The organism is Pantoea sp. X-Soil-YNGN-785 (assembly GCF_059730585.1).
Genome location: NZ_AP035942.1, coordinates 716,572 through 739,658 on the forward strand (window position 1 = coordinate 716,572; position 23,087 = coordinate 739,658).

At 55.9% G+C, this 23,087-nt stretch carries 20 protein-coding genes; 17 read left to right on the top strand and 3 right to left on the bottom strand.

The window, feature by feature from the left end; all coding sequences use genetic code 11:
• Window positions 1-4 precede the first annotated feature (4 nt).
• The 16 genes from AC6I8E_RS03160 to mutT all read left to right on the top strand — a co-directional run bounded on the left by AC6I8E_RS03160 (window position 5) and on the right by mutT (window position 20,203).
• On the top strand, window positions 5-1,774 hold the full coding sequence (locus tag AC6I8E_RS03160) for a peptidoglycan glycosyltransferase FtsI (protein WP_013356760.1): 1,770 nt from the start codon (window positions 5-7) through the stop codon (window positions 1,772-1,774).
• Window positions 1,761-3,248 (top strand): UDP-N-acetylmuramoyl-L-alanyl-D-glutamate--2,6-diaminopimelate ligase, encoded by a 1,488-nt coding sequence (murE, locus tag AC6I8E_RS03165; protein WP_201252300.1) that lies wholly within the window; start codon window positions 1,761-1,763, stop codon window positions 3,246-3,248. The genes AC6I8E_RS03160 and murE overlap by 14 nt, the downstream gene beginning before the upstream one ends.
• The gene (murF, locus tag AC6I8E_RS03170) at window positions 3,245-4,603 is read left to right on the top strand and encodes a UDP-N-acetylmuramoyl-tripeptide--D-alanyl-D-alanine ligase (protein ID WP_497824419.1); all 1,359 of its coding nucleotides are present in this window, start codon (window positions 3,245-3,247) and stop codon (window positions 4,601-4,603) included. The genes murE and murF overlap by 4 nt, the downstream gene beginning before the upstream one ends.
• On the top strand, window positions 4,597-5,679 hold the full coding sequence (mraY, locus tag AC6I8E_RS03175; RefSeq protein ID WP_013356763.1) for a phospho-N-acetylmuramoyl-pentapeptide-transferase: 1,083 nt from the start codon (window positions 4,597-4,599) through the stop codon (window positions 5,677-5,679). Before murF ends, mraY begins: the two co-directional genes overlap by 7 nt.
• 2 nt (window positions 5,680-5,681) lie before the next feature.
• A complete protein-coding gene (gene murD / locus AC6I8E_RS03180) occupies window positions 5,682-6,998 on the top strand; it encodes a UDP-N-acetylmuramoyl-L-alanine--D-glutamate ligase (protein WP_033731556.1) in 1,317 nt (438 codons plus the stop codon).
• On the top strand, window positions 6,998-8,212 hold the full coding sequence (gene ftsW / locus AC6I8E_RS03185) for a cell division protein FtsW (RefSeq protein ID WP_497824420.1): 1,215 nt from the start codon (window positions 6,998-7,000) through the stop codon (window positions 8,210-8,212). Before murD ends, ftsW begins: the two co-directional genes overlap by 1 nt.
• Window positions 8,209-9,267, top strand: a complete 1,059-nt coding sequence (gene murG / locus AC6I8E_RS03190) for an undecaprenyldiphospho-muramoylpentapeptide beta-N-acetylglucosaminyltransferase (protein WP_095706202.1) — start codon at window positions 8,209-8,211, stop codon at window positions 9,265-9,267. The genes ftsW and murG overlap by 4 nt, the downstream gene beginning before the upstream one ends.
• Before the next feature lie 70 nt (window positions 9,268-9,337).
• Window positions 9,338-10,816 (top strand): UDP-N-acetylmuramate--L-alanine ligase, encoded by a 1,479-nt coding sequence (gene murC / locus AC6I8E_RS03195; protein WP_013356766.1) that lies wholly within the window; start codon window positions 9,338-9,340, stop codon window positions 10,814-10,816.
• A complete protein-coding gene (locus tag AC6I8E_RS03200) occupies window positions 10,806-11,726 on the top strand; it encodes a D-alanine--D-alanine ligase (RefSeq protein WP_095706201.1) in 921 nt (306 codons plus the stop codon). The genes murC and AC6I8E_RS03200 overlap by 11 nt, the downstream gene beginning before the upstream one ends.
• Before the next feature lies 1 nt (window position 11,727).
• Complete coding sequence (gene ftsQ / locus AC6I8E_RS03205; RefSeq protein WP_013356768.1) at window positions 11,728-12,567, top strand: cell division protein FtsQ; 840 nt, start codon at window positions 11,728-11,730, stop codon at window positions 12,565-12,567.
• Entirely contained in the window at window positions 12,564-13,820 is a 1,257-nt protein-coding gene (ftsA, locus tag AC6I8E_RS03210; RefSeq protein ID WP_010253890.1) for a cell division protein FtsA, read from the top strand. Before ftsQ ends, ftsA begins: the two co-directional genes overlap by 4 nt.
• Before the next feature lie 71 nt (window positions 13,821-13,891).
• A complete protein-coding gene (gene ftsZ / locus AC6I8E_RS03215; protein ID WP_003854738.1) occupies window positions 13,892-15,046 on the top strand; it encodes a cell division protein FtsZ in 1,155 nt (384 codons plus the stop codon).
• A 101-nt stretch (window positions 15,047-15,147) separates the two neighbouring features.
• Window positions 15,148-16,065, top strand: a complete 918-nt coding sequence (gene lpxC, locus AC6I8E_RS03220) for a UDP-3-O-acyl-N-acetylglucosamine deacetylase (protein WP_013356769.1) — start codon at window positions 15,148-15,150, stop codon at window positions 16,063-16,065.
• 301 nt (window positions 16,066-16,366) lie between these two features.
• A complete protein-coding gene (gene secM / locus AC6I8E_RS03225; RefSeq protein WP_323859492.1) occupies window positions 16,367-16,873 on the top strand; it encodes a secA translation cis-regulator SecM in 507 nt (168 codons plus the stop codon).
• A gap of 74 nt (window positions 16,874-16,947) precedes the next feature.
• Window positions 16,948-19,653, top strand: coding sequence for a preprotein translocase subunit SecA (secA, locus tag AC6I8E_RS03230; RefSeq protein WP_497824421.1), 2,706 nt, complete (start codon window positions 16,948-16,950; stop codon window positions 19,651-19,653).
• Between the two features lie 154 nt (window positions 19,654-19,807).
• A complete protein-coding gene (gene mutT, locus AC6I8E_RS03235) occupies window positions 19,808-20,203 on the top strand; it encodes an 8-oxo-dGTP diphosphatase MutT (protein WP_095706198.1) in 396 nt (131 codons plus the stop codon).
• A gap of 27 nt (window positions 20,204-20,230) precedes the next feature.
• Here mutT and yacG read toward each other — a convergent pair whose 3' ends face one another.
• Genes yacG through coaE form a run of 3 tightly spaced genes read right to left on the bottom strand, consistent with a single transcriptional unit; the run spans window position 20,231 to window position 21,796 of the window.
• The gene (yacG, locus tag AC6I8E_RS03240; protein ID WP_013356775.1) at window positions 20,231-20,431 is read right to left on the bottom strand and encodes a DNA gyrase inhibitor YacG; all 201 of its coding nucleotides are present in this window, start codon (window positions 20,429-20,431) and stop codon (window positions 20,231-20,233) included.
• Between the two features lie 8 nt (window positions 20,432-20,439).
• On the bottom strand, window positions 20,440-21,183 hold the full coding sequence (gene zapD, locus AC6I8E_RS03245) for a cell division protein ZapD (protein WP_013356776.1): 744 nt from the start codon (window positions 21,181-21,183) through the stop codon (window positions 20,440-20,442).
• Window positions 21,184-21,187: 4 nt separating this feature from the next.
• Window positions 21,188-21,796: a dephospho-CoA kinase gene (gene coaE / locus AC6I8E_RS03250; protein ID WP_013356777.1), complete on the bottom strand. Its 609-nt coding sequence runs from the start codon at window positions 21,794-21,796 to the stop codon at window positions 21,188-21,190.
• 234 nt (window positions 21,797-22,030) lie between these two features.
• On the opposite strand from coaE, the gene AC6I8E_RS03255 reads away from it, so the two are divergent.
• Window positions 22,031-23,071 (top strand): GMP reductase, encoded by a 1,041-nt coding sequence (locus AC6I8E_RS03255; RefSeq protein ID WP_033781869.1) that lies wholly within the window; start codon window positions 22,031-22,033, stop codon window positions 23,069-23,071.
• Window positions 23,072-23,087: the final 16 nt, after the last annotated feature.

Below are 23,087 nucleotides of genomic sequence, written 5' to 3' on the forward strand. Positions count from 1 at the left end.
GCGAATGAGCGGCACAGGCAGAACGCTGAAGTTAAAGAAACCGGAAGATAAAGCCAGCTTTGTAAGCTGGCGTTTTGCGTTGCTGTGCGGCTGTATTTTACTGGCGCTGGGTGGCTTGCTGTCGCGTGTGGCCTGGCTGCAGGTCATCAATCCCGGCAAGCTGGTGAAAGAGGGCGATTTGCGCTCGCTGCGTGTTCAGGCAGTGCCGACTTCGCGCGGGATGATCAGCGATCGCGCTGGCCGCCCACTGGCTGTCAGTGTACCGGTTAATGCCATCTGGGCTGATCCAAAAGAGCTGCATGCTGGTGGTGGCGTAACGCTCGACAGCCGCTGGAAAGCGCTGTCCGATGCGCTCTCTATTCCGCTTGATCAGCTGGCGGCCCGCGTCAATGCCAACCCTAAAGGCCGCTTTGTCTATCTGGCGCGCCAGGTTAATCCGGCCATCGGTGAATACGTCAAAAAACTCAAACTTCCCGGTATTCATCTGCGCGAAGAATCGCGTCGTTACTATCCTGCCGGGCAGGTCACCTCTCATCTGATTGGCTTTACCAATATCGACGGCCAGGGCATCGAAGGCATTGAAAAGAGCTTTGATAAATGGCTGACCGGTGCGCCGGGCGAGCGGACGGTGCGCAAAGACCGTTATGGTCGCGTCATCGAAGATATCTCCTCTGTGGACAGCCGCGCCGCCCATAACCTGACCCTGAGCATTGATGAACGCTTACAGGCGCTGGTTTACCGTGAACTGAATAACGCCGTTGCTTTTAACAAAGCGGAATCGGGTACGGCGGTGCTGGTGGATGTGAACACCGGTGAAGTGCTGGCGATGGCCAACAGTCCGGCTTACAACCCGAATAATCTCACCAATACGCCAAAAGATCTGATGCGTAACCGCGCGATTACCGACATCTTCGAGCCGGGTTCTACCGTGAAGCCGATGGTGGTGATGACCGCGCTGCAGCGCGGCGTGGTCAGAGAGAACAGCGTCCTGAATACCGTGCCGTACCGCGTCAATGGTCATGAGATCAAAGATGTGGCGCGCTACAACGAATTGACCCTGACAGGGGTTTTACAGAAGTCGAGTAACGTCGGTGTTTCACGTCTGGCGTTAGCGATGCCTTCCTCAGCGTTGGTAGAAACTTACGCGCGCTTTGGACTGGGCAAACCGACCAATTTGGGGCTGGTCGGGGAAAGCAGTGGCTTATACCCTAAAAAACAACGGTGGTCTGACATAGAGAGGGCCACCTTCTCTTTCGGCTACGGGCTAATGGTAACGCCGTTACAGTTAGCGCGAGTCTACGCAACGATTGGCAGCTATGGCATTAACCGTCCGCTGTCGATTACCAAAGTGGATCCGCCCGTCGCGGGACAACGCGTTTTCGATGAGTCACTGGTGAAAACTGTGATGCACATGATGGAAAGCGTGGCGCTGCCCGGTGGCGGTGGCGTTAAAGCGGCAATCAAGGGTTATCGCATCGCGATAAAAACCGGTACGGCGAAAAAAGTCGGGCCGGACGGACGCTACGTCAATAAATACATTGCCTATACCGCAGGCGTTGCGCCTGCCAGTCATCCCCGATTCGCGCTGGTGGTGGTGATCAACGATCCCCAGGCTGGCAAGTATTATGGCGGTGCGGTTTCTGCACCGGTGTTTGGTGCCATCATGGGCGGCGTACTGCGCACCATGAACATCGAGCCGGACGCATTACCGACGACCAATGACAGGAATGAGTTGGTGACTAACAGAAGTGAGGAATCAAGTGACAGATCGTAACCTGCGCGACTTACTCGGCCCCTGGGTGCCAGGCGCGCCGGCGCGCCCATTGCGCGACATGACCCTGGATAGCCGCATGGCGGCGTCTGGCGATCTGTTTGTCGCTGTTGCAGGCCATCAGGTTGATGGCCGCCGTTTCATTCCGCAGGCGATTGCGCAGGGCGTTGCCGCCGTGGTGGCTGAAGCTGAAGGTGAAGCGACTGACGGCGAAATCCGTGAAATGCACGGCGTACCGGTCATCTATCTGGCACAGCTGCATCAGCGGCTGTCGGCTTTAGCAGGACGTTTTTATCAGCAGCCGGGCGAGAAGCAGACGCTGATTGGCGTCACCGGCACCAATGGTAAAACCACGACTACCCAGCTGCTGGCGCAGTGGGCAACGCTGCTGGGTGAGACCAGCGCGGTGATGGGCACCGTCGGCAACGGGCTGGTGGGTCACTTAGTCGCTGCAGAAAATACTACCGGTTCAGCCGTGGACGTTCAGCATATGCTGCACGAGCTCGCTGAAAAAGGGGCGACCCTGACCGCGATGGAAGTCTCCTCACACGGTCTGGTGCAGCATCGCGTTGCGGCGCTGCCGTTTGCTGCAGCGGTCTTCACTAACCTCAGTCGCGATCACCTCGATTACCACGGTGACATGCCGAGCTATGAGTCGGCCAAATGGCTACTGTTTTCTGAGCATCAGGTCGGACAGGCGATTCTTAACGCTGATGATGAAGTCGGCCGTCGCTGGCTGGCGCGCTTACCTGATGCGGTTGCCGTCACCATGGAAGATAACCTTCAATCGGGCTGCCATGGCCGCTGGCTGAAAGCCGATGCGGTGGAGTACCACGACAACGGGGCTCATATCCGTTTCAGCTCCAGCTGGGGCAACGGTGAAATCGACAGCCCGCTGATGGGCGCGTTCAACGTCAGCAATCTGCTGCTGGCGCTGGCGACCCTGCTGTCACTGGATTATCCGCTGGCGACGCTGATAAGCGTTGCACCACGATTACAGCCCGTTAACGGGCGTATGGAAGTGTTCAGCGCTGCAGGAAAACCGACGGTCGTGGTGGATTATGCCCACACGCCGGATGCGCTGGAAAAAGCGCTGGAAGCGGCACGTCTGCATTGCAAAGGAAAACTCTGGTGCCTGTTTGGCTGCGGTGGCGACCGCGACAAAGGCAAGCGCCCGTTAATGGGGGCGATTGCTGAACAATTTGCGGATGTGGTGGTGATTACCGACGACAACCCGCGCAGCGAAGATCCGCAGGCGATTGTAAAAGACATTCTGGCCGGTTTGCTGGATCCGGGCCGCGCCCGCGTGGTATCGGGTCGTGCGCAAGCGGTCACTAACGCCATTATGCAGGCACAGCCTGACGATATCGTGCTGGTGGCGGGCAAAGGCCATGAAGATTATCAGATCATCGGCAACCGTCGTCTCGACTACTCCGATCGTGCCACGGTAGCGGCACTGCTGGGAGGCGCAGCATGATTCCGGTTTCATTAAAGACCCTGGCGGAAATTACCGGCAGCACGCTGCACGGCAGCGATTTAACCCTGAATGATGTGACCACCGATACCCGCAAAGTGACGGCGGGCAGCCTGTTTGTCGCGCTGGTGGGCGAACGCTTCGATGCACACGACTTCGCTGAAGAGGCGATTGCCAGTGGCGCACAGGCGCTGCTGGTGAGTAAGTATTTACCTGTCGCTGTGCCTCAGGTGGTGGTTGAAGATACCCGTATCGCCTTTGGCCGACTGGGTGCCTGGGTTCGTCAGCAGTCGACCGCCCGCGTCGTGGCGCTGACCGGCTCCTCCGGCAAAACCTCGGTTAAGGAGATGACCGCAGCAATTCTGCGTCAGTGTGGCGAAACGCTCTACACCGCAGGCAATCTCAACAACGATTATGGCGTGCCGATGACCCTGCTCCGCCTGACCGCAGAACATCAGTATGCGGTCATCGAGCTGGGTGCTAATCATCAGGGCGAAATCGCCTACACCACTGACCTGGTTAAACCAGAAAGTGCGCTGGTGAATAATCTGGCCGCGGCCCATCTGGAGGGCTTTGGCTCACTGGCGGGTGTTGCTAAAGCGAAAGGTGAGATCTTTCAGGGCCTGCCGGCTCACGGCATTGCCATTCTCAATGCGGAGAGCAACGACTGGCCGAACTGGCAGAGCACACTGCAGGATAAAACCGTGTGGCGCTTTTCACCGCAGGCGGCCGAGTGTGATTTCTCCGCCCGTGATATCCGCATTGCGCAGGATGGCACCCATTTTGTGATGAACACACCGCGTGGCACGGCTGAGATCGTACTGCCGTTGCCGGGCCGTCATAACATCGCTAACGCTTTGGCGGCGGCGGCACTGGCCCTGTCGGTGGATGCGCCGCTTAGCGCCGTTCAGCAGGGACTGAAAAACCTGCAGTCGGTGCCGGGTCGTCTGTTCCCGGTGCGTCTTTCTGCGCATCAGCTGCTGCTGGATGACAGCTACAACGCTAACGTCGGCTCGATGACCGCCGCCGTCCAGGTCCTGTCAGAGATGCCAGGTTACCAGGTGCTGGTCGCGGGTGATATGGCGGAACTGGGCGAAGAGACTGAAAAATGTCACCGCGAAATCGGTGAAGCGGCACGCGAAGCAGGCCTTGACCGCGTACTGACCTGTGGAAAATTCAGCCATTTCATTAGTGAAAGCAGTGGCGTTGGTGAACATTTCAGCGATAAGACGGCGCTGACTGAACGTTTGCGAGAATTGTTGTCCCAACACTCAGAAATTACCGTCCTGATAAAAGGTTCACGTAGTGCCGCCATGGAGCAGGTAGTACAGAGCTTAAAGGAGAAAGGAACATGTTAGTTTGGCTGGCCGAGCATCTGGTCGCTTTTTATTCGGGCTTCAACGTCTTTTCCTATCTGACGTTTCGCGCCATTGTCAGCCTGCTGACCGCGTTATTTATCTCGCTCTGGATGGGGCCGCGCCTCATCGCCTGGCTGCAGAAATTACAGATTGGCCAGGTCGTCCGTAACGACGGTCCGGAATCGCACTTCAGTAAGCGCGGGACGCCTACCATGGGCGGCATCATGATTCTGACTTCCATCACCATTTCGGTACTGATGTGGGCCTATCCGTCGAACCCCTATGTCTGGTGCGTGCTGTTCGTGCTGGTCGGCTTTGGCATCATCGGCTTTGTCGATGACTACCGCAAAGTGGTGCGTAAAGACACCAAAGGCCTGATCGCCCGCTGGAAATATTTCTGGATGTCGGTGATTTCGCTGGGTGTGGCGTTCGGACTTTATGCGGCGGGCAAAGATACCCCTGCGACTCAACTGGTCGTGCCGTTTTTCAAAGACATCATGCCGCAGCTTGGCCTGTTTTATGTGCTGCTGGCCTACTTTGTCATTGTCGGAACGGGTAATGCGGTCAATCTGACCGATGGTCTGGATGGCCTGGCGATTATGCCAACCGTCTTTGTCGCTGCGGGCTTCGCGCTGGTTGCCTGGGCAACCGGTAACGTGAAGTTTGCTGAATACCTTCATATTCCCTATCTGCGTCACGCCGGTGAGCTGGTGATTGTCTGTACCGCTATCGTCGGGGCAGGGCTGGGCTTCCTGTGGTTCAACACCTATCCGGCTCAGGTCTTTATGGGCGACGTCGGCTCGCTGGCATTAGGCGGCGCGCTGGGCACCATCGCGGTGTTACTGCGTCAGGAATTTTTACTGGTGATCATGGGCGGCGTATTTGTGGTTGAAACGCTGTCGGTAATCCTTCAGGTGGGATCGTTCAAGTTGCGCGGCCAGCGTATTTTCCGCATGGCGCCGATCCATCACCACTATGAACTTAAGGGCTGGCCGGAACCGCGCGTCATCGTGCGCTTTTGGATTATTTCGCTAATGCTGGTGCTGATTGGCCTGGCCACGCTGAAGGTGCGTTAATCATGGCTGACTATCGGGGTAGAAAAGTCGTCATCATCGGACTGGGCCTTACCGGGCTCTCCTGTGTTGATTTCTTTTTAGCGCAGGGCGTCACGCCTCGCGTGATGGACACCCGTGTCTCGCCGCCGGGGCTGGATAAATTGCCCGGGCAGGTTGAACGCCATCTGGGCGGCATTAACGGTGACTGGCTACTGGCGGCAGATCTGATTGTTGCCAGCCCTGGCGTCGCGCTGGCGCATCCGATTCTCAGCGAAGCGGTAGAAGCCGGAATTGAAATCGTCGGTGACATTGAGCTGTTCTGCCGCGAGGCGCAGGCTCCCATCGTGGCAATTACCGGTTCTAACGGCAAAAGCACCGTGACCACGCTGGTAGGTGAGATGGCGAAAGCCGCAGGCTGGCAGGTGGGCGTCGGTGGCAATATTGGTCTGCCCGCGCTGAGTCTGCTGCAATCACCGGCCCAACTTTATGTACTGGAACTCTCCAGTTTCCAGCTTGAGACCACCCACAGTCTGAAAGCGGCTGCGGCAACCGTGCTTAACGTCACCGAAGATCATATGGACCGCTATCCGCTGGGTATGCAGCAGTATCGTGCTGCCAAGCTGCGGGTCTATGAGAATGCGCAGATCTGCATCGTTAACGCTGATGATGCGCTGACGATGCCGGTACGTGGTGCGGATAAGCGCTGTGTCAGCTTTGGTGTCGATTTCGGTGACTACCACCTTAACAAGCAGCAGGGCAGTATCTGGCTGCGGGTGAAAGGTGAGAAAGTCCTGAACACCGCTGAAATGAAGATGGTGGGACAGCATAACTACACCAACGCGCTGGCTGCGCTGGCGCTGGCCGATGCGGTCGGTCTGCCACGCGCCTCCAGCCTCGCGGCCTTAACGCAATTTAACGGTCTGGCGCATCGCTTCCAGCTGGTCCATGAACACCAGGGCGTGCGCTGGATTAATGACTCCAAAGCGACCAACGTCGGCAGCACCGAAGCGGCGCTGAACGGCCTGCAGGTTCAGGGAACGCTGTGGCTGCTGATGGGCGGTGATGGTAAGTCAGCCGATTTTACACCGCTGATCCCGTGGCTTCAGGGCGACAACGTGCGCCTTTACTGCTTTGGCCGTGACGGCGATGCGCTGGCCGCGCTGCGTCCTGACATCGCTGTGCGCACGGAAACGATGCGACAGGCAATGGAGCAGATCGCGCCGCAGGTTAAAGCAGGCGATATGGTTCTGCTGTCGCCGGCCTGCGCCAGCCTTGACCAGTTCCGTAACTTTGAGCAGCGCGGTGAGCAGTTCGCGCAACTGGCGAAGGAGCTGAGCTGATGCGTATTCCTGGTGCCGGACTGGCGGGTTACTTCTCAGGACGCCTGAAAGACTGGGTGATGGGCGCACGCGAAAGTGATGATTCATCGCTGGTGCTCTATGACCGCACACTGTTATGGCTGACGCTGGGCCTGGCGGTAATTGGTTTTGTGATGGTGACGTCGGCGTCTATGCCGGTAGGTCAGCGTCTGAATGACGATCTCTTCTACTTCGCCAAACGTGATGCGTTCTACATTGTGCTGGCTTTGGGTATGGCGCTGGTCACACTGCGGGTACCGATGGATTTCTGGCAGCGCTACAGCAACGTGATGCTGATGGTCACGGTGGCGATGCTGCTGATTGTTCTGGTCGTCGGCAGCTCGGTCAACGGTGCCTCGCGCTGGATCTCGCTGGGTCCGCTGCGTATCCAGCCTGCAGAGCTGTCGAAGCTTTCCCTGTTTTGCTATCTCGCCAGCTACCTGGTGCGCAAAGTGGAAGAGGTGCGAAACAACTTCTGGGGCTTCTGTAAGCCGATGGGCGTGATGGTCGTGCTGGCGGTGTTACTGCTGGCGCAGCCGGACCTGGGTACGGTGGTAGTGCTGTTTGTTACCACGCTGGCGATGCTGTTCCTGGCCGGTGCCAAGCTGTGGCAGTTCATGGCCATCATCGGCTCCGGCATTTTTGCGGTGATCCTGCTGATCATTGCAGAACCTTATCGTATGCGCCGTGTGACCTCGTTCTGGAATCCGTGGGAAGATCCGTTTGGTAGTGGCTACCAGCTGACACAGTCTCTGATGGCATTTGGTCGCGGAGAATTCTGGGGGCAGGGACTCGGTAACTCGGTGCAAAAGCTGGAATATCTGCCGGAAGCGCATACCGACTTTATTTTCGCCATCATCGGGGAAGAACTCGGCTATGTCGGTGTGGTACTGGCACTTTTAATGGTATTCTTCGTCGCTTTTCGTGCGATGTCGATTGGCCGTCGTGCTCTGGAACTGGATCAGCGTTTTTCCGGCTTTTTAGCCTGTTCAATCGGTGTCTGGTTCAGCTTCCAGGCGCTGGTTAACGTCGGGGCTGCAGCCGGTATGTTACCGACCAAAGGCCTGACCTTACCGCTGATCAGTTACGGTGGGTCGAGTCTGATCATTATGTCGACCGCCATCGTCTTTTTATTACGCATAGATTATGAAACGCGCCTGGCTAAAGCGCAGGCGTTTACCCGAGGTGGTCGATGAGCGGTAAGCGATTGATGGTGATGGCAGGCGGAACCGGCGGACATGTCTTTCCCGGTCTGGCTGTCGCCCATCATCTGATGGAACAGGGCTGGCAGGTTCGCTGGTTAGGCACAGCCGACCGTATGGAAGCCGATCTGGTGCCAAAGCACGGCATCGACATCGACTTCATCCGTATCAGCGGATTACGCGGGAAAGGCATGAAAGCACTGCTGCTGGCACCGCTGCGTATCTTCAATGCCTGGCGCCAGGCGCGTCGCCTTATGAAAGCCTGGCAGCCGGATGTTGTGCTGGGCATGGGCGGCTACGTTTCAGGACCAGGCGGCTTAGCGGCCTGGAGCTGCGGGATTCCGGTGGTGCTGCATGAGCAGAACGGGATCGCCGGGCTGACTAACAAATGGCTGGCGAAAATCGCTACCAAAGTACTGCAGGCGTTTCCGGGCGCGTTTCCCGCCGCCGATGTGGTGGGGAATCCGGTTCGTACCGATGTTCTGGCTCTGCCTTTACCCGCGCAACGTCTGGCGGATCGTCATGGCCCGATTCGGGTGCTGGTGATTGGGGGCAGTCAGGGGGCGCGGATTCTGAACCAGACGCTGCCGCAGGTTGCGGCGCTGGTGGGTGATGAGATCACCCTGTGGCATCAGACCGGTAAAGGGGCACAGCCCGAAACAGAGAAAGCCTATCAGCAGGTGGGACAGACGCAGCATAAGGTCACTGAGTTTATTGATGACATGGCTGCCGCCTACGCCTGGGCTGATGTGGTGGTATGTCGCTCCGGCGCATTAACCGTGAGCGAAGTCGCTGCCGCTGGTTTACCGGCGATTTTCGTGCCGTTTCAGCACAAAGATCGCCAGCAGTACTGGAACGCGCTGCCGCTGGAGAAAGCGGGCGCCGCCAGAATTTTTGAGCAGCCGCAATTTACTGCGGAGGCTGTAGCGGATTTGCTACGCCACTGGGACCGCGCAACACTGCTGACGATGGCTGAGCAGGCCCGTCAGGTGGCGATCCCCGATGCGACTGGACGGGTCGCTCAGGAAGTGGCTCGCGCCGCAAAGTAATCATTCCGGTCAGCGTGTCTGACCTGTACCCGAAGTGGGTACAAACTGAAATAGCAGGTAACTGAGAGCGATGAATACACAACAATTGGCAAAACTGCGTTCTATCGTGCCCGAGATGCGTCGCGTCCGGCACATCCACTTTGTCGGCATCGGTGGTGCTGGCATGGGCGGTATTGCCGAAGTGTTAGCAAATGAAGGCTACCATATCAGCGGTTCAGATCTGGCCCCTAACCCGGTGACGCAGAACCTGATCGCCCTGGGCGCCACCATTTATTTTAACCATCGCCCCGAAAACGTGACCGATGCCAGCGTCGTTGTGGTCTCCAGCGCCGTATCGCAGGATAACCCGGAACTGGTAGCAGCTCGTGAACAGCGTATCCCGGTCATCCGTCGTGCGGAAATGCTGGCTGAACTGATGCGTTTCCGTCACGGCATCGCCGTTGCGGGTACGCATGGCAAAACGACCACCACGGCGATGGTGTCGAGTATTTATGCGGAAGCCGGTCTTGATCCGACGTTCGTTAACGGCGGACTGGTTAAAGCAGCAGGTACCCATGCACGTCTGGGTCACAGCCGCTATCTGATTGCTGAAGCGGATGAGAGCGATGCGTCGTTCCTGCATCTGCAGCCGATGGTGGCCATTGTGACCAACATCGAAGCTGACCATATGGACACCTATCAGGGCGATTTTGAGAACCTGAAGCAGACGTTTATTAACTTCCTGCACAACCTGCCGTTTTACGGTCGTGCGGTAATGTGTGTGGATGATGTGGTTATCCGTGACCTGATCCCACGGGTGGGCCGTCATATCACCACCTACGGTTTCAGTGACGATGCGGATCTGCGCATTGAAAACTACGAGCAGAGTGGCGCGCAGGGGCATTTTACCCTGATCCGTCAGGACAAAGCGCCGCTGCAGATTACGCTGAATGCGCCGGGTCGCCACAACGCCCTGAACGCGGCAGCCGCGGTTGCCGTCGCCAGTGAAGAGGGCATTGAAGACAATGCCATCCTGGCTGCGCTGGAGAGTTTCCAGGGCACGGGCCGTCGCTTTGATCTGCTGGGTGAATTCCCGACAGAGCCGGTGAACGGTCAGCCGGGCACCGCCATGCTGGTGGATGATTACGGTCATCACCCAACCGAAGTGGACGCGACGATTAAAGCCGCGCGCGCAGGCTGGCCGGATAAAAAACTGGTGATGGTGTTTCAGCCGCACCGATACAGCCGTACCCGCGATTTGTTTGATGATTTCGCCAACGTGCTGTCGCATGTCGATGTGTTGCTGATGCTGGATGTGTACTCCGCCGGTGAAACCGCGATTCCGGGTGCTGACAGCCGTTCGCTGTGCCGTGCCATTCGTAACCGGGGCAAGGTTGATCCGATTCTGGTGCCGGAACATGACGCGCTGCCGGAAATGCTGGCACCACTGCTGTCAGGCAATGACCTGATCCTGGTGCAGGGCGCCGGTAACGTCGGCAAGGTTGCCCGCAAGCTGGCGGAGACTAAGCTCCAGCCGGAACGCAAAGCGGAGGATCGTCATGGCGGATAAAGTTGCCGTATTAATGGGCGGCACCTCAGCAGAGCGTGAGGTTTCGCTGAACTCGGGTCAGGCCGTCGTCGCCGGACTGCGGGAAATGGGCATCGATGCGCATGGCGTCGACACCCGTGATGTATCGGTGCTGACGCTGAAAGAGCAGGGCTTTGCCAAAGCCTTTATCGCGCTGCATGGCCGGGGCGGAGAAGATGGCACGATGCAGGCGGTGCTGGAGTTCCTGCAACTGCCTTACACCGGCAGCGGCGTAATGGCATCGGCTGTGACCATGGATAAGCTGCGCACCAAACTGCTGTGGCAGGGTCGCGGATTACCCTCAGGCAAATTTGTCTGGCTGACGCGTCAGCAGTTTGATGCCGGGCTGGATGCAGAGAGCAACGCAGCAATTGCGGCGCTGGGTCTGCCACTGTTTGTAAAGCCAGCCTGTGAAGGCTCGAGTGTGGGTATCAGCCGGGTTAACGATCTGAGCGCGCTGCCTGCCGCACTGGACATGGCGTTTAAGCACGACGATGACGTACTGGTCGAGGCGTTTCTCAGCGGCGCGGAGTATACCGTCGCGATTGTGGGCGATCGTATTCTGCCCTCAATTGAAATAAAGAGCGCCAGTGAGTTCTATGACTATGAAGCTAAATACATTTCTGACGATACTCAGTACGTCTGTCCGGCCGATTTGAGCGCTGAACGTGAAGCTGAATTACAGCAGCTGGTGCTGGCGGCCTGGCGTGCACTGGGCTGTCGTGGCTGGGGACGGGTTGATGTGATGACGGATGGGGAAGGGCGCTTTCAGTTGCTGGAAGCCAATACCTCTCCGGGCATGACCAGCCACAGTCTGGTTCCTATGGCTGCGAAACAGGCGGGCATGAGTTTCCCGCAGCTGGTTGCCCATATTCTGGAGCTGGCCGACTGATATGTCACAGGCGGCGATGAGAGTTCGAAACCGTGAACCGCAGGAGCGTATTCGCACCGGGCGCAGTAACGGAGCCCGACTGTTCGGCATTGTTTTTCTGCTGATGGTTATCGGGATTATGGTTGCCGGCGGGCTGGTAGTGCTGAAGTGGATGAACGATGCGTCCCGGCTGCCGCTGTCAAAACTGGTGGTGACAGGACAGACGCACTACACCACCCACGACGATATCCGCCAGGCGATTCTATCGCTGGGTCCGCCTGGCACGTTTATGTCTCAGGATGTGGATATCCTGCAGCAGCAGATTGAGCGGCTGCCGTGGATAAAGCAGGTCAGCGTGCGTAAGCAGTGGCCGGACGAACTGAAAATCCATCTGGTGGAGTATACGCCGGTGGCGCGCTGGAACGATTTGCATATGGTGGATGCTGAAGGTGTCTCCTTCAGCGTACCCGCCAGTCATGCCGGCAAAGAAACAATGCCGATGTTGTATGGGCCAGAAGGGAGTGAGAAAGAGGTCCTGGCGGGCTATCACAGCATGGATGATGTGCTGAAAGCCCGGAAGTTTACCCTGAAGGTGGCGTCGATGACGGCCCGTCGTTCATGGCAGCTGGTCACCAGCGATGATGTACGTATCGAACTGGGCCGCAGCGACACCATGAAACGACTGAATCGCTTTATTGAGCTCTACCCGGTGCTGCAACAGCAAGGTCAGAACGAGAGCAAACGTATCAGCTACGTGGATTTGCGATACGACTCTGGCGCTTCTGTTGGCTGGACACCGGTCGTGATGGAGCCACAGGACAGTAATCAGCAACAGAACCAGGCACAGGCTAAACAACAATGATCAAGGCAACGGACAGAAAACTGGTAGTTGGACTCGAAATCGGCACTGCAAAGGTTGCCGCCCTGGTTGGGGAAGTTCTGCCCGATGGTATGGTCAACATTATTGGGGTGGGCAGCTGCCCTTCCCGCGGTATGGATAAAGGTGGCGTAAACGACCTTGAGTCGGTGGTGAAATGCGTTCAGCGCGCCATCGATCAGGCTGAGCTGATGGCAGATTGCCAGATCTCCTCCGTCTACCTTGCTTTATCGGGCAAACATATCAGTTGTCAGAACGAAATCGGGATGGTTCCGATTTCGGAAGAGGAAGTGACTCAGGATGATGTAGAGAACGTTGTACATACCGCCAAATCGGTGAGAGTACGTGACGAGCACCGCATCCTGCATGTAATTCCTCAGGAATACGCAATCGATTATCAGGAAGGGATTAAGAATCCGGTCGGGCTGTCCGGCGTGCGCATGCAGGCAAAAGTACACCTGATCACCTGCCACAACGATATGGCGAAGAACATCGTTAAAGCCGTTGAGCGTTGCGGACTGAAAGTGGATCAGCTGATTTTTGCCGGCCTCGCCTCCAGTTTTGCGGTTCTGACTGAAGACGAACGTGAGCTGGGCGTCTGTGTTGTCGATATTGGTGGCGGTACAATGGACATAGCCGTATATACCGGCGGCGCTTTACGGCACACTAAGGTGATTCCGTATGCAGGCAACGTCGTCACCAGCGATATCGCCTATGCGTTTGGTACACCACCAACGGATGCTGAAGCGATTAAAGTGCGCCATGGCTGTGCGCTGGGCTCGATTGTCGGCAAAGATGAGAACGTTGAAGTGCCGAGCGTAGGAGGACGTCCACCGCGCAGCCTGCAACGTCAGACGCTGGCGGAAGTGATTGAGCCGCGTTATACCGAACTTTTGAATCTGGTCAATGACGAGATTCTGCAGTTACAGGAACAACTGCGTCAGCAGGGCGTGAAGCATCATCTGGCCGCAGGCATTGTCCTGACCGGTGGTGCAGCGCAAATCGAAGGACTGGCGGCCTGTGCGCAACGCGTATTCCATACGCAGGTGCGTATCGGACAGCCGCTGAATATTACCGGCCTGACTGACTATGCGCAGGAATCGTACTACTCCACCGCCGTGGGACTGTTGCATTACGGCAAAGAGTCGCACATGAACGGTGATGCAGAGACCGAAAAACGGGTTTCAGTAGGTAACTGGTTCAAGCGTATTAACAGTTGGTTAAAAAAAGAGTTTTAATTTTTGTGAAAGGGGATCATGCTGTTTTCTTTAATGATCTCCAGGCGACAGGCACATAACGGAGAGAAATCATGTTTGAACCTATGGAATTAACCAACGACGCGGTGATTAAAGTCATCGGCGTCGGTGGCGGCGGCGGTAACGCCGTAGAGCACATGGTACGCGAACGTATCGAAGGTGTGGAATTCTTTGCTGTGAATACCGACGCGCAAGCGCTGCGTAAAACAGCGGTCGGCCAGACCATCCAGATCGGTAATAACATTACCAAAGGTCTGGGTGCGGGTGCGAACCCGGAAGTGGGCCGTAACTCTGCAGAAGAAGATCGCGAAGCACTGCGGGCTGCGCTGGAAGGGGCAGACATGGTCTTCATCGCAGCAGGCATGGGCGGCGGTACCGGTACCGGTGCAGCACCTGTGGTTGCTGAAGTGGCCAAGGATCTCGGTATCCTGACGGTGGCGGTTGTCACCAAGCCATTCAACTTCGAAGGCAAAAAACGCATGGCGTTTGCCGAGCAGGGGATCGCTGAACTCTCCAAGCATGTCGATTCACTGATTACCATTCCAAACGACAAGCTGCTGAAAGTGCTGGGTCGTGGCATTTCCCTGCTGGATGCGTTTGGTGCGGCCAATGACGTGCTGAAAGGCGCAGTCCAGGGTATCGCCGAACTGATCACTCGTCCGGGCCTGATGAACGTCGACTTTGCTGACGTGCGTACCGTGATGTCCGAAATGGGCTATGCAATGATGGGTTCAGGCGTGGCGTGCGGTGAAGATCGTGCGGAAGAAGCGGCTGAAATGGCGATCTCCAGCCCACTGCTGGAAGATATCGACCTGTCTGGCGCCCGTGGCGTGCTGGTCAACATTACTGCGGGCTTCGACCTGCGTCTGGATGAGTTCGAAACCGTGGGTAACACTATCCGTGCCTTCGCCTCTGACAACGCGACCGTGGTAATCGGTACGTCGCTGGATCCGGAAATGAACGACGAACTGCGCGTCACTGTCGTGGCAACCGGTATTGGCATGGACAAGCGTCCAGAAATCACGCTGGTCACCAACAAGCCAGCCAGCCAGCCAGTGATGGATCATCGCTATCAGCAGCACGGTATGTCACCACTGCCGCAGGAGCAGAAGCCTGCTGCCAAAGTCGTTAACGACCAGGCTGCGCAGTCGAATAAAGAGCCAGACTATCTTGATATTCCGGCCTTTTTACGTAAGCAGGCCGACTAGGATTAACCCTATAATTGGGATTCTCCGCTCTTTGTGCTAAAGTGTCTGTCCGCTGGTAAAGTATACTGGCGGTCGGAAAGGTGATACTGCGAGATAATGCGATGATCAAACAAAGGACATTAAAACGTATTGTTCAGGCGACTGGCGTCGGTTTACATACCGGCAAAAAAGTCACACTGACATTACGCCCTGCGTCGGCTAACACCGGGGTCATCTATCGTCGCACCGACTTGAATCCACCGGTAGATTTTCCGGCTGATGCAAAATACGTGCGCGACACCATGCTGAGTACCTGCCTGGTGAATGATGAAGGCGTGCGTATTTCAACGGTTGAACACCTTAATGCCGCCCTGGCGGGTCTGGGTATCGATAACATTATTGTTGAAGTCGATGCGCCAGAAATCCCGATCATGGATGGCAGCGCAGCACCGTTTATCTATCTGCTGATGGATGCGGGTATCGAGCAGCTCAACAGCGCGAAGAAATTTGTGCGCGTTAAGCAGACCGTGCGTGTGGAAGAGGGTGACAAATGGGCAGAGATCAAACCGTACAACGGTTTCTCGCTCGATTTCACCATTGACTTCAAACACCCGGCTATCGATTCCAGCTCACAGCGCTATGCGATGAACTTCTCTGCTGACGCCTTTGTTCGTCAAATCAGCCGGGCGCGTACATTTGGCTTTATGCGTGAAATCGAATATCTGCAGTCTAAAGGCCTGTGCCTGGGCGGTAGCTTAGATTGTGCGATAGGTCTGGATGATTTCCGCGTACTGAATGAAGAAGGTCTGCGTTTTGAAGACGAGTTTGTCCGTCACAAAATGCTGGACGCGATTGGCGACTTGTTTATGTGTGGTCATAACATTATTGGCGCATTCACTGCGTTCAAATCGGGCCACGCGCTGAACAACAAGCTGTTGCAGGCGGTTCTTGCGAAGCAGGAAGCCTGGGAATGGGCTACCTTCGAAGACGAAGCTGAACTGCCAGTGGCATTCAAAGCACCGAATCTGGTTCTGGCTTAACTACCCCAGAACGTGAAACGGCTGGTTATGCTGACACCCTCTCCGGTCAGCGGCACCAGCCGTTTTTTTATTGCCTTCCGTAACACACCTGATGACTGCGACCTTGCTCGCAAAGCGTTGTCTGTTCTGCTGAATTGCTGAACAATCACACGCGTTTTCTCACGCCGCCTCTTTAATCCCAGGTGTGGATGCCCCACATTAATGTTACTATCTGTGGCGCTTTTACAGGCCGAAATCCGTTGCGGCTCGCGGCGGGTACACGAAATCAAGAGCGCAACAGAGCATGCGCGATGGAAAGGTTGTGATCGGGATTCTTCTGCGCTGGCGACAATTAGGTAGACGCTACTTCTGGCCCCATCTCCTGTTAGGGATGGTAGCGGCCAGCTTTGGCCTGCCAGCCTGTGCGCAAAGCTCCGAACTCAACGCCTCGTCTGAATCGCCGGCAAGTAGTCTCTTTCTTGGCAATGCCACACGCTTCGATCATTTAATCCGGCTTCAGGAAGCATCCCGACGTCCAAGCTTCAGCGTGGATTACTGGCATCAGCACGCCATCCGCACCGTTATTCGTCACCTCTCTTTCACGCTGGCACCTCAGGTGCAGGCGGAGCAACAGCAGTTACCGCTGGCGGCACAAAAGCTGGCGCTGATCGACTCACTGCATAATTTACTGACATCGCATTCTGCGCTGCACACTGCACCGCAGCAGATATCTGTACCGCCTCTTTTCACGGCCACTACCCGCTCATGGGTAGAATGGCATGCCAGCGTGCATGGCATTCGCGCCGGACCCGCCCGATTGTTCTGCTAATATTTTTGGTTTTATTCACGCTGTTTAGATTTTGCAGTCCGGAATGCGCCGGCTGAATTGAGAATATATTTACTATGTTAAGCAAAATATTGACCAAGGTTTTTGGTAGCAGTAATGATCGTACGCTGCGCCGTATGCGCAAAGTGGTGGACGTCATCAATAAGATGGAGCCCGATTTTGAGAAGCTCTCTGACGATGAACTGAAAGCGAAAACCGACGAGTTCCGCGAGCGCCTGAAAAAAGGTGAATCTCTGGAAAGCCTTATCCCGGAAGCGTTCGCGACCGTGCGTGAAGCGAGTAAACGTGTGTTCGGCATGCGTCACTTCGACGTGCAGCTGATCGGCGGCATGGTGCTGAACGACCGCTGCATCGCTGAAATGCGTACCGGTGAAGGTAAAACCCTGACCGCAACGCTGCCAGCCTATCTGAATGCGCTGTCCGGCAAAGGCGTTCACGTGGTGACCGTCAACGACTATCTGGCACAGCGTGATGCGGAAAATAACCGTCCACTGTTCGAGTTCCTGGGTTTAAGCATCGGTATCAACATGTCAGGCCTGCCGGCGGTGGCGAAGCGTGAAGCCTATGCTGCTGATATTACCTACGGCACCAACAATGAATATGGCTTTGACTATCTGCGCGACAACATGGCTTTCAGCCCGGAAGAGCGCGTACAGCGTAAACTGCACTATGCGCTGGTGGATGAGGTCGACTCCATCCTGATCGATGAAGCGCGTACGCCGCTGATTATCTCTGGTCCGGCAGAAGACAGTTCTGAGCTTTACACCAAAGTGAACAAGATCATCCCTCATCTGGTTCGCCAGGATAAAGAAGATACCGAAACCCATCAGGGTGAAGGTGACTTCTGGGTCGATGAGAAAGCGCGTCAGGCTCACATGTCTGAGCGTGGTCTGGTGAAAGTGGAAGAGCTGCTGGTCAGCCAGGGCATCATGGAAGCGGGCGAGTCTCTCTACTCACCGACCAATATCATGCTGATGCATCACGTCACTGCGGCGCTGCGTGCGCACGCACTCTTTACCCGCGATGTTGATTACATCGTGAAAGATGGCGAAGTGGTGATTGTTGATGAACACACCGGCCGTACCATGCAGGGCCGTCGCTGGTCCGATGGTCTGCATCAGGCGATTGAAGCGAAAGAAGGCGTTGAGATTCAGAACGAGAACCAGACGCTGGCCTCGATCACCTTCCAGAACTACTTCCGTATTTACGAGAAGCTGGCCGGTATGACCGGTACTGCTGATACCGAAGCGTTCGAATTCAGCTCTATTTACAAGCTCGACACCATTGTGGTACCGACCAACCGTCCGATGGTGCGTAAAGATCTGGCCGACCTGGTCTACATGACCGAGAAAGAGAAGATCGATGCCATTATCGAAGATATCCGTGAGCGCACAGCCAACGGTCAGCCGGTGCTGGTGGGAACCATCTCGATTGAAAAATCAGAAGTGGTTTCTAATGAACTGACCCGTGCCGGTATCAAACATAACGTCCTGAACGCCAAATTCCACGCCCGCGAAGCGGACATCGTGGCGCAGGCTGGTCAGCCGGGTGCGGTCACTATCGCCACCAACATGGCCGGACGTGGTACGGATATTATGCTGGGCGGTAGCTGGCACGCTGAAGTGGAAGAACTGGAAGAGCCAACTGAAGCGCAAATCCAGGAGATTAAAGCGGCATGGCAGATTCGTCATGATGCGGTTCTGGCGTCAGGTGGTCTGCACATTGTCGGTACCGAACGTCACGAATCGCGTCGTATCGATAACCAGCTGCGTGGTCGTGCCGGCCGTCAGGGTGACGCCGGTTCTTCACGCTTCTACCTGTCGATGGAAGATGCGCTGATGCGTATTTTCGCCTCAGACCGCGTCTCCAACATGATGCGTAAACTGGGCATGAAGCCAGGCGAAGCGATTGAGCATCCGTGGGTTACCAAAGCGATTGCCAACGCACAGCGTAAAGTTGAAAGCCGCAACTTCGATATTCGTAAGCAGCTGCTGGAATATGATGATGTGGCAAATGACCAGCGTCGCGCGATTTACAGTCAGCGTAATGAGCTGCTGGATGTCTCGGACGTTAGCGAAACCATCAACAGCATTCGCCACGATGTCTATAAAGCCACCATCGACACCTATATTCCGCCGCAGTCGCTGGAAGAGATGTGGGACGTGCCGGGTCTGGAAGAGCGTCTGCGTGCTGACTTCGATCTGAATCTGCCGATTGCAGAATGGCTGGATAAAGAGCCTGATCTGCACGAAGAAGTGCTGCGTGAGCGCATCATGACCCACGCCACGGAAAGCTACGCAGAGAAAGAGCAGATCGTTGGTGCAGAGATGATGCGCAACTTCGAAAAAGGCGTGATGTTGCAGACGCTGGATTCATTGTGGAAAGAGCATCTGGCTGCGATGGACTATCTGCGTCAGGGTATCCATCTGCGCGGCTATGCGCAGAAAGATCCGAAGCAGGAGTACAAGCGTGAGTCCTTCGCTATGTTTGCCGCAATGCTTGAATCACTGAAGTATGAAGTGATCAGTACGCTGAGCAAAGTGCAGGTGCGCATGCCAGAAGAAGTTGAAGCGATGGAGCAACAGCGTCGTGAAGAAGCTGAACGTCTGGCGCAGCAACAGCAGCTAAGCCATGTAGAAGAAGATCTGCTGGCAGCCGAGTCTGTGGCGGAGCAGAGCGGCGAACGCAAAGTCGGCCGCAACGATCCTTGCCCATGCGGTTCCGGTAAAAAGTACAAGCAGTGTCATGGCCGTATTGCCTGAGACTGAATGCTGATAAAAAAGGAGCCGATGGCTCCTTTTTTTATGCACTCTGCTAACGTAATCTCTGCGCCAGCGCTGAGCTAAAGCGGTTAACTTCCGCTCCGGCATGCTCTAGAATCAGCCTTCATTCACTTATGACGACCGGATAGTTTCCATGAAGCACCTGCAGGTTGCAGTTGGCATCATTCGCAATGCCAATAAACAGATTTTCCTTGCCCAGCGCGCGGCAAGCTCTTACATGGCGAACAAGTGGGAGTTTCCTGGCGGTAAGATTGAAGCGAACGAAAGCGCCGAACAGGGGCTGGTCAGGGAGCTACACGAAGAGACCGGGATTGACGTCACTGAGGCGCGCCCGATTGGTCATGCAGACCACAGCTATGACGATCTGCGCGTAACGCTGCATTTCTTTCTGGTTGAAGGGTGGAAAGGCGAGCCGTGGGGCAAAGAGGGTCAGCCACAGCGTTGGGTTGATCAGCATGCGCTGGTGGCGGAGGAGTTTCCACCCGCGAATCACCAGCTGATTGCGCGTCTGGTCGCGGGCGAACTCTGACTGGATGGGGCAGTGCGCCCCATCTCATCAGCGATCTTCTTCTTCGCTCCAGTTGTCACTGTCGTTCATGTCGTTGCTGCTGGGAATGCGTTTTTCTTCTGCGGCCCATTCTCCTAAATCGATGAGCTGGCAGCGCTTACTGCAAAAAGGGCGCCACGGGCTGAGCTCATCCCAGATCACATCTTTGCCGCACTGCGGACAGGAAACGGTCATCACTTCTTGCTGCATATTTACCTCTAACAACAGGCCAGCTGGAAGTTAAGGCGGGCCGGAACTTCACCGCGCTCACTATCAAGTGGCATAAAACGAATGGCGTAGCGGCTTTTATGTCCGGACACCTGGGGATAGAGCGCATCGTCCAGCGACAACTGTAGTCGCAGCAGATCGGCACCCTCGGCATTATCCTGATAAAAACCATTAAGACTGGTCTGCATATGGAACGCGCCGGACTGGCGGATTAGATCCAATACCATCGCCAGCGCATGATGCAGCGGCTCCAGCGTCTGCATCCAGGCCTCGACCTGCGCATCGCGCGTTTCCTGCGGCAGATGGAGCCAGATGTGCAGGCCCGGCAAATCAAAGCTGCAGCATCCGCCTGGGATGCTCAGTCGCTGACGCACCAGGGCAATCAGACGATCCTCGCGCAGTTGCTGGCCCATACGCGGTGCATTCATCAACTGCGTTGACTGAATTTTGAGTTTATCGCGCAGAGCATCCACCAGCGTCATATCGACGCCAGGCACGTCAGCCCACGCCCGTAATTTTTGCTGTTGACGCTCAAGCTCTTTCAACAGTTCTGTCCGCATATCGCCGCGCTCAAAAATATCGAGCAACTCGCCAGTCAGGCGAAAAAAGGTCAGCGCATTAACGGTTTTATCCAGTGGGGTCGTTTCATCTAACTGATTAATCAAAAACTCAACCCGTAACCAGGTTCGCATTTTTTCATTCAGTGGGTGTTCAAACAGAACGGGTGTGCTCATGGTATTAATCCTGTTTCGTTGCCGCCAGCCTGAGATAGCGCTGATGGAGTTCGGCAACCTGTGGCAAGGCGTCGTCGGGCTCACCACTGTTATCAATAATGTCATCGGCACAGGCGAGGCGCTGCTGGCGCGTGGCCTGTGCGGCAATAATACGTTTCGCCTGTTCGACGGAAAGATGGTCACGCTGCTGGGTGCGCTTTAACTGCGTTGCCTCATCAATGTCTACCACCAGTACCCGATCAGCCTGGTGCTGTAACTGATTTTCCACCAGTAATGGCACCACCCAGAGCACATAAGGTGAGGTGGCCTGGGCGATCAGTTCTCGTGTCCGGGCGTTAATCTGCGGATGCAGCAGGGCGTTTAACCAGCTTTTCTCTTCAGGCTGCTGAAAAATAATGTCGCGAAGCTGTTTACGATCAAGCATTCCCTGTTCCGTCACGATTGACGCGCCATAGCGTGCCTGTATGGCCTGCAAAGCGGGCGTGCCAGGTTCAACAACTTCACGGGCGATCAGGTCAGCATCAATAATGTCCACGCCAGACGCGGCGAATGCCTGGGCAATCGTACTCTTTCCACTGCCGATTCCCCCTGTAAGCGCGACGATATAGGGCATGTTTCTCACCTGACTTCATAATCCGACATAGGTACAGGGTAATGATCTGGCTAAGAAAGGCAAAAATGCGCGACAGATCACACCGATAAAGCACAACTAAATTTAACGGATTGTAGCGTAAATAAAGTGAAATTCGCAGTCTTGTCGCGCAGCCAGAGGCGCGTATCATAACGTCACTGGAGCTGTGCTTACTTCGTGAACGACGATTCATTGCCACTTACCAGGACACTGTTTATGCGTATTGAAGAAGATTTGAAACTGGGCTTTAAAGATGTCTTGATCCGCCCCAAACGTTCAACGCTGCAAAGTCGCTCACAGGTTGAGCTTGAGCGCAGCTTTACCTTCAGACATTCAGGCCTGAGCTGGAGCGGCGTACCGATCATCGCCGCCAACATGGATACCGTCGGCACATTTTCGATGGCCGAGGCGCTGGCCAGCTTCAATATCCTCACTGCCGTCCACAAGCATTACAGCGCAGACGACTGGCGGGCGTTTATTCAGCGCGTGCCTGCGACAGTCCTGAACCATGTGATGGTTTCAACCGGCACCTCAGAAGCCGACCTGACTAAACTGGTCGCGATTATGGCGCTGTCTGACGATCTGCAGTTTATCTGCATTGACGTGGCTAACGGCTACTCGCAGCATTTTGTCGATTTCCTGCAGCGCGCGCGTGAAATGTTTCCGGCTAAAACCATCTGTGCCGGTAACGTGGTCACGGGCGAAATGGTGGAGGAGCTCATCCTCTCCGGCGCGGATATCGTCAAAGTCGGTATTGGCCCGGGTTCGGTCTGTACTACACGGGTGAAAACCGGCGTGGGCTATCCGCAGCTTTCTGCAGTCATTGAGTGTGCCGATGCGGCGCATGGCTTAAGCGGACAGATTGTCAGTGATGGCGGCTGTTCCGTGCCGGGCGATATTGCAAAAGCCTTTGGCGGCGGCGCTGATTTTGTGATGCTGGGCGGTATGCTGGCGGCACATGATGAGTGTGAAGGGCAGGTCGTCGAAGAGAATGGTGAAAGCTTCATGCTCTTTTACGGCATGAGTTCCGAATCGGCAATGAAGCGTCATGTCGGCGGTGTCGCGCAATACCGTGCCGCAGAAGGTAAAACCGTGAAGCTGCCATTGCGCGGTCCGGTGGCTGACACCGCGCGTGATATCCTGGGTGGACTGCGTTCCGCCTGTACGTACGTCGGGGCTGAGCGCCTTAAAGAGCTGACCAAGCGTACGACCTTTATCCGGGTTAACGAGCAGGAAAACCGCGTTTTCAATCGATAGTCTTTCGGGGCGCACT

Coding starts and splice junctions, on each gene's coding strand:
- ftsQ (WP_013356768.1), top strand. CDS start 11,728: ATGTCACAGGCGGCGATGAGAGTTCGAAACCGTGAACCGCAGGAGCGT.
- mraY (WP_013356763.1), top strand. CDS start 4,597: ATGTTAGTTTGGCTGGCCGAGCATCTGGTCGCTTTTTATTCGGGCTTC.
- ftsZ (WP_003854738.1), top strand. CDS start 13,892: ATGTTTGAACCTATGGAATTAACCAACGACGCGGTGATTAAAGTCATC.
- AC6I8E_RS03160 (WP_013356760.1), top strand. CDS start 5: ATGAGCGGCACAGGCAGAACGCTGAAGTTAAAGAAACCGGAAGATAAA.
- ftsA (WP_010253890.1), top strand. CDS start 12,564: ATGATCAAGGCAACGGACAGAAAACTGGTAGTTGGACTCGAAATCGGC.
- AC6I8E_RS03255 (WP_033781869.1), top strand. CDS start 22,031: ATGCGTATTGAAGAAGATTTGAAACTGGGCTTTAAAGATGTCTTGATC.
- secA (WP_497824421.1), top strand. CDS start 16,948: ATGTTAAGCAAAATATTGACCAAGGTTTTTGGTAGCAGTAATGATCGT.
- zapD (WP_013356776.1), bottom strand. CDS start 21,183: ATGAGCACACCCGTTCTGTTTGAACACCCACTGAATGAAAAAATGCGA.
- murD (WP_033731556.1), top strand. CDS start 5,682: ATGGCTGACTATCGGGGTAGAAAAGTCGTCATCATCGGACTGGGCCTT.
- murC (WP_013356766.1), top strand. CDS start 9,338: ATGAATACACAACAATTGGCAAAACTGCGTTCTATCGTGCCCGAGATG.
- AC6I8E_RS03200 (WP_095706201.1), top strand. CDS start 10,806: ATGGCGGATAAAGTTGCCGTATTAATGGGCGGCACCTCAGCAGAGCGT.
- coaE (WP_013356777.1), bottom strand. CDS start 21,796: ATGCCCTATATCGTCGCGCTTACAGGGGGAATCGGCAGTGGAAAGAGT.
- lpxC (WP_013356769.1), top strand. CDS start 15,148: ATGATCAAACAAAGGACATTAAAACGTATTGTTCAGGCGACTGGCGTC.
- murF (WP_497824419.1), top strand. CDS start 3,245: ATGATTCCGGTTTCATTAAAGACCCTGGCGGAAATTACCGGCAGCACG.
- yacG (WP_013356775.1), bottom strand. CDS start 20,431: ATGCAGCAAGAAGTGATGACCGTTTCCTGTCCGCAGTGCGGCAAAGAT.
- mutT (WP_095706198.1), top strand. CDS start 19,808: ATGAAGCACCTGCAGGTTGCAGTTGGCATCATTCGCAATGCCAATAAA.
- ftsW (WP_497824420.1), top strand. CDS start 6,998: ATGCGTATTCCTGGTGCCGGACTGGCGGGTTACTTCTCAGGACGCCTG.
- murG (WP_095706202.1), top strand. CDS start 8,209: ATGAGCGGTAAGCGATTGATGGTGATGGCAGGCGGAACCGGCGGACAT.